Source organism: Bacillus sp. B2-WWTP-C-10-Post-4 (genome assembly GCF_009183805.1).
GTDB lineage: Bacteria > Bacillota > Bacilli > Bacillales > Bacillaceae_G > Bacillus_A > Bacillus_A cereus.
The window spans coordinates 1-5578 of the sequence record NZ_WEII01000174.1 but is presented as its reverse complement, the minus strand read 5'-3'; the positions used below and the strand labels follow the sequence as shown (position 1 = coordinate 5578).

Below are 5578 nucleotides of genomic sequence, written 5' to 3'. Positions count from 1 at the left end.
GTTAGTATAGATAGCAATAAAATAACCCTTGGAACAAGGGAGTTAGCTCGGCTGTCTTAGGACGAATTCGTTAGCTACCAAAAGTAACGACTAACCGAGAAGCCCCCACTTCAAACAGTCCGTTAGGACGTTAAGTGGCGGGTAGTTCACACTAGCCGAGATATTGTTTTAGTATTTCTAGCCCTATTTTCAACTCTTCTAATGAGTTTGTAGAGGATAGAGCGACTCGTAAATACTGATTAGGCATGGTTTGTGCTGTAATAAAGCGCTCGGAATGAAAAACCCGAATGCCGTGCCTCTCCAAATCTGTTTCTAATTGAAATGCATCATAATGATTTTGAATAGGTAGCCAACGGTAAAAACTAAAAGGATGCCCTACAGGCTTGTTGGAAGAAAAATATCCTGAATAAATTTCGTTTGCAGACTCTGCTAAAAATTTCTTCTGCTTAACAATTTCATGAGCTTTTCCTGATAACACTAGCTCTGTTATCACCTCTACGTCTAAAGAAGATGTTTTAACATTGACATTAAATATAGCCTTTAAAATATCCTTACGTAAGGCATCTCCGAATACCATATAAGCAACCCTTAATCCTGAACAAATGCACTTAGAAGTTCCACTAATATAAACACTTTGTTCTGGAAGTAAATTAAACATTGGTTGCTCATAATCAGAAATAACCCCTGCTGTCAAAAATGCATGAATATCATCCTCAATCAAAATTATTTGATGCTTTCGAATGATTGCTGCTAACTCTTTCTTTCGAAAATCTGAAATCATAATCGTAGTAGGATTAGAGCAAGAAGGCATTAAAAAAATACCATGAATATCTAATTGACTACATTGCTTATCGAGTTCACTTGGGAGCATTCCAAATTCATCCCCTTGAATGGGTACTAATTGAATATGTAGCATTTTTGCCAATTCGATAAAATTTGAATAGGTGTATACATCAGTTGCAATTCGGTTTCCAGGTTTAAACAACGCTGTCAATGTAATTGCTAAAGCATTTTGTGCCCCCGAAACTATTGCTATATGGTCCTGATCCACATTAATGCCGAAAGACTTCATCCAATTGAGACCTGCCGTTTTTTGGTGCGGAAGACCAGTTGGATCATTGTAATTTAATAGTTGCTCTAAATACTTTTTATCTACGACCTTTTGAATAGTCTCTGCGACAATACTATTAGTTTGCTCAAATGATGCTACTAATCCAAGATCAATACAGTTTCTGATTTCCTCTGTAGAAATAGTAATGGAACGAGTTGCATTAGGAGCTACAAAAGTTCCACTCCCTGTGATTGCATAAATTAGGCCTTTAACTTCACATAGTTTGTAAGCTCGGGTAATTGTTGTAAAGTTTAAATCTAAAAAATCTGCTAATTCTCGTTGTGGAGGCAATTTTGTTCCTGGAGCTAAAAAACCATTTACAATATCATGTTCAAGTAGTGCTGCAATAGAGGAATAAAACGGACGCTTTAATAGTTCCTTATTAGGTTTCCAAGACATAGAGTAATTTTCAAATGAATTTACTGGCATGCTTCACCTCTACGATTAAATTTTTATAGGATAAATTTTAATAGTTAAAATTAAGATTTATAAACTTTGAAAAGTATTACAAGGATAAAAACTCAGCATTATTTTAAAGTTAGAATAACACACTTCCGCTAAAGAAAATTGTAATCCATACAATTTTCTTGTTCATTGTATGGATTTTATGTGTTAAATTTGTATGCAATAAAGCTCTTGATTAAGGATGTGAATAATATGAAAAATAGAAATCAAATAAGAATCGCATTCCGTGCAGCTTTTCCTTATACAATACCTATTTTTGCTGGTTTTGTATTTTTAGGAATTGCTTATGGAATCTACATGAACTCTCTGGGTTTCAGTGCAATATATCCAATTCTAATGAGTTTAATCATATTCGCAGGATCAATGGAATTTATTGCAGCTAATTTATTACTGGTTGCTTTTAATCCAATTCATGCACTTTTTCTCACTTTAATGGTGAATGCACGGCATTTATTTTATGGTATTTCTATGCTAGAGAAGTATAAAGGAATTGGAAAGAAAAAGTTTTATCTTATTTTTGGACTATGTGATGAATCTTTTTCTATTAATTCTACTGTTGATATTCCAAAAGATGTTGATAAGGGTTGGTTTATGTTCTTCGTGACACTGCTTAATCATTTGTATTGGGGTATAGGAGCCGCAATTGGTGGTATTTTTGGTTCCCTTGTACACTTCAATACAAAAGGACTAGATTTCGTTATGACAGCACTTTTCGTTGTGATTTTTGTTGAACAGTGGATGAGGGAGAAAAAGCATTATAGCGCTCTTGTAGGACTGGGATTATCGATATTTAGCCTAATTATTTTTGGTGGAAACAATTTCATCATTCCTGCAATGATTATGATTTTATTAGTACTTACTATCCTAAAAAAACCAATAGAGAACATAGAGGAGGTTTCCGTGTGACAATGAGTTTACTGCAACAAGTTATAACAGTTGGTATAGTGGTTTTAGGCACAATGATTACAAGGTTCCTTCCCTTCTTAGTGTTCCCATCAGATAAACCTACTCCGCAATATGTCCAGTATCTCGGTAAGGTACTACCTTCAGCTGTCATAAGTCTTTTAGTTATTTACTGTTTTAAGGATCTGAACTTATTATCCGGCAATCATGGTGCTCCAGAATTAATTTCAGTAGGAGTAGTAATAATCCTTCACATATGGAAGAGACAAATGCTTCTCTCCATAGCAGGTGGAACAATTATCTACATGCTGTTAATACAATTGTTTTTTAATTAAATTTAAAGTGACAAGTAATTGATCCTATCATCCTTCTATTTTAGAAATAGGATCATTATATTCAATAAACTAAAGAATAAGCAATGAATGCATTAGCATGCGCAATTCTTTTCGATAATACAGTGAGCTTCGAGAAAGATTACTATTAGACTAGTTACAACGCACCAGTGGGCTAAATCTAATTATCAATGTTGTCTCTACTTCTGTAATATTTTGTATTTAACTCCAGCTACAAAAAATATGAAGAAGGTTGGCAAATATCTTACCTCTTAGTTCAGAGCATATTAATTTTCCTAGATGAATACAACTTTATTGTTAGGAATTCTCCTTCGTTTTGTCCTTTAAGGGAATCAGGACCTTAGCTCTTTCCAAATTCTCTTAGCGTACGAAATTTGCGTTTTGATGGCCCTACCCTTTCGCTATCAAGCTAACAAGACAAAATACTCTCTAAAATGAAAAAGGCGTTATTCTTTCTGAGAAATCATAGGAAAGAATAACGTCTTTATATTAATATTGCAACCCGTATTTAAAACCGCAATAGCTATGTCCTTTCCTTTCTCCTTTTTCTCCCATACTAACGGAGAAAACTCATCTCTTAGCCTTAGGAACTACAGGGATAGCATAATCAATCAAAATCCACGAGGTTTCCGTACTTAGAAATCTCCCACTTAACAACCTTACAGCCTATAGAAATTGAAAGTAGTTTAATTCTCTAACATGGATTGCGGAACAACTTTTTTTCCCACTACTTTAAATTCAATTTCCCCTTTTTCTCCATATATTAGTTCTATAATTGGAATAGTTACCATTAATTTCCCCTTCTTTTTTCTTTCTGTCTCTAAATCAATTATTTTCATGTCACAATCCCCTTTATTTATTATAAACAAGGAGAAAGCACTCATTTGAGTGCTTTCTCCTTGTTTATAAGTGGACCTTGTAGGACTCGAACCTACGACCGAACGGTTATGAGCCGTTTGCTCTAACCAGCTGAGCTAAAGGTCCAAAGCATAAAATTTACTTCATAAGGCGTATTCACATATATCATTTTACCATATAATGTATCAATTCTCTTTACTTTTTATTTAATATGCACATTTACATCGTGTTAAAAGTGTTTATATTCTGCACTCCTAATATTCTGTAATTAGTACTATCTTTTAATACCTTTACAGAGGTCTGATTAACAGTAAATAAAATGTATATATCAATCATATTAAAAATGATATAGTTACAACATTGAATTGTTTATATTTTCAAATGCTTTTATGCCATATTTCTTTATATCAGAAATTGTAACTAAATTATATGCCTGTTTCATTGTATTAAAGCAATTATCTATCTCTTCTTTTTCCATAATAGGTTTACCGGGATCATTATCTTCTAATTCTAGATGCGCAACTTCCCGTGGTAAGTCAAATAGAATCATTTTTTCTAAACTCTTCCCACTATAACAACCTAAAGTATTGATTACACAGTCTAATATTTCCTTTTCTATTTGAGTTAATTGATTTGTACTATCATAATTAACTTCAAGATTGTCGTACTGATATACTTTATATTTATTAAAAATAACTCGATATACCGGGCCATGACTTCCTACTTCACAATCATCTTCAAATAAATATGTCCCAGTAAACACCTTACAAAATCCTTGCGCATAGTATAACAGCTTTTGAAGAGCTAAAGGAGTAATATCATCATTTTTATATAGCAAATAGTTAGCAACTTCCTCGATTTTCGTAGTCTGCGTAGAAGGAATATCATCATTTTCCTGTAGCTTTGCGATTGCTTCTGTAGAGACTCTATATGCTTTTTGAGTAATTAAATCTTTATTTCTTTCCAAAATATCTAGCATAAAAGATTGATCTCTACCTAATCTTTTCAATATATCCGAGTACTGCTTCGTCGGAATATCTCCATTTACATACCTTGTTAGGGTAACCTCTCCCCAACCTAAAAGTAAAGACAATGGACGTTTTCCAATCTTATATTTTTCTAAAACCTCTCTTATTTCAGAAATAGTAACTAACTGTTCCTGTTGTCTATAGGCATGATCTAATTGTTCTAAATTATAATCATGAATGTTAGGAACAAATATTTCAGATTTACACTCCTCGCAATTTGCTTCTTTACCTACATAATGATATTGCTTCCCTCTAATGACTGTCACTTTTGAAACATCTTTAGTAGAATACTTTACCATATCTCGACAAAACTCACATAAAACCAACATAAAAATCCTCCCTCATTCTAAAACCATTAGTCACTTATCTTTACCTAAAAAGATAAGTGACTGGTTTATTCCTTTTATGAAAAGAAACAACAATCATGTATTTGTTCCTGTCCTTATTTTCAATTAGATTCATCTTAATATATATGTCTACCGACTTCTTTTGTCCCCAATTATCTAACTCATATTGTGGACAAAAGATATACAATTTTTCATGAGCAAAATTTGGATTTTTATTATCAACTGCATAACAAAAATCACGTACTCCTATATTAAGAAGAATCTCTTTCACTTTACTAGCGTTAATCTTATTAGCCTCTAAAAATTCACTATTCTCTTTCCTTTTTTCATTTCGAGAAACCGTAAATCGATTATTTTTAATTAATTTTTTAAACTCTAATATGTACTGCTCAATCTCCCCGATTGTAAAATTAGTGTGCTTTTTTGTCTCCCTATTTTGAAAGCTAATATGCATTAAAATTCTTTCCCCTTTCAAATCGTACCTCATATTTACTAGAATTACAATAAAAAACG

Annotated in this window: 6 protein-coding genes and 1 tRNA gene; 2 read left to right on the top strand and 5 right to left on the bottom strand. The window is 32.7% G+C overall.

From position 1 onward, the window contains the following. Positions 1 to 151 precede the first annotated feature (151 nt). Positions 152 to 1540 (bottom strand): aminotransferase-like domain-containing protein, encoded by a 1389-nt coding sequence (locus tag GBN78_RS28140; protein ID WP_098994413.1) that lies wholly within the window; start codon positions 1538 to 1540, stop codon positions 152 to 154. A gap of 228 nt (positions 1541 to 1768) precedes the next feature. Here GBN78_RS28140 and azlC point away from each other — a divergent pair, with 228 nt between their 5' ends. Next, entirely contained in the window at positions 1769 to 2482 is a 714-nt protein-coding gene (gene azlC / locus GBN78_RS28135) for an azaleucine resistance protein AzlC (protein WP_070184236.1), read from the top strand. Continuing rightward, positions 2479 to 2814 carry a branched-chain amino acid transporter permease gene (locus tag GBN78_RS28130; RefSeq protein ID WP_000178817.1) on the top strand — a complete coding sequence of 112 codons (336 nt, stop codon included), beginning with the start codon at positions 2479 to 2481 and terminating at the stop codon, positions 2812 to 2814. The genes azlC and GBN78_RS28130 overlap by 4 nt, the downstream gene beginning before the upstream one ends. A 704-nt stretch (positions 2815 to 3518) precedes the next feature. Here the strand turns inward: GBN78_RS28130 and GBN78_RS30485 are convergent. From GBN78_RS30485 to GBN78_RS28115, 4 genes are all read right to left on the bottom strand, one after another. Further along, positions 3519 to 3671 carry a hypothetical protein gene (locus GBN78_RS30485; RefSeq protein WP_000691090.1) on the bottom strand — a complete coding sequence of 51 codons (153 nt, stop codon included), beginning with the start codon at positions 3669 to 3671 and terminating at the stop codon, positions 3519 to 3521. Positions 3672 to 3742: 71 nt separating this feature from the next. Beyond that, positions 3743 to 3816 (bottom strand) — tRNA-Ile (locus tag GBN78_RS28125). Positions 3817 to 4042: 226 nt separating this feature from the next. Further along, positions 4043 to 5047, bottom strand: coding sequence for a type II toxin-antitoxin system antitoxin SocA domain-containing protein (locus tag GBN78_RS28120; protein ID WP_152127951.1), 1005 nt, complete (start codon positions 5045 to 5047; stop codon positions 4043 to 4045). A 40-nt stretch (positions 5048 to 5087) separates the two neighbouring features. Continuing rightward, entirely contained in the window at positions 5088 to 5519 is a 432-nt protein-coding gene (locus GBN78_RS28115; protein WP_000548170.1) for a hypothetical protein, read from the bottom strand. Positions 5520 to 5578: the final 59 nt, after the last annotated feature.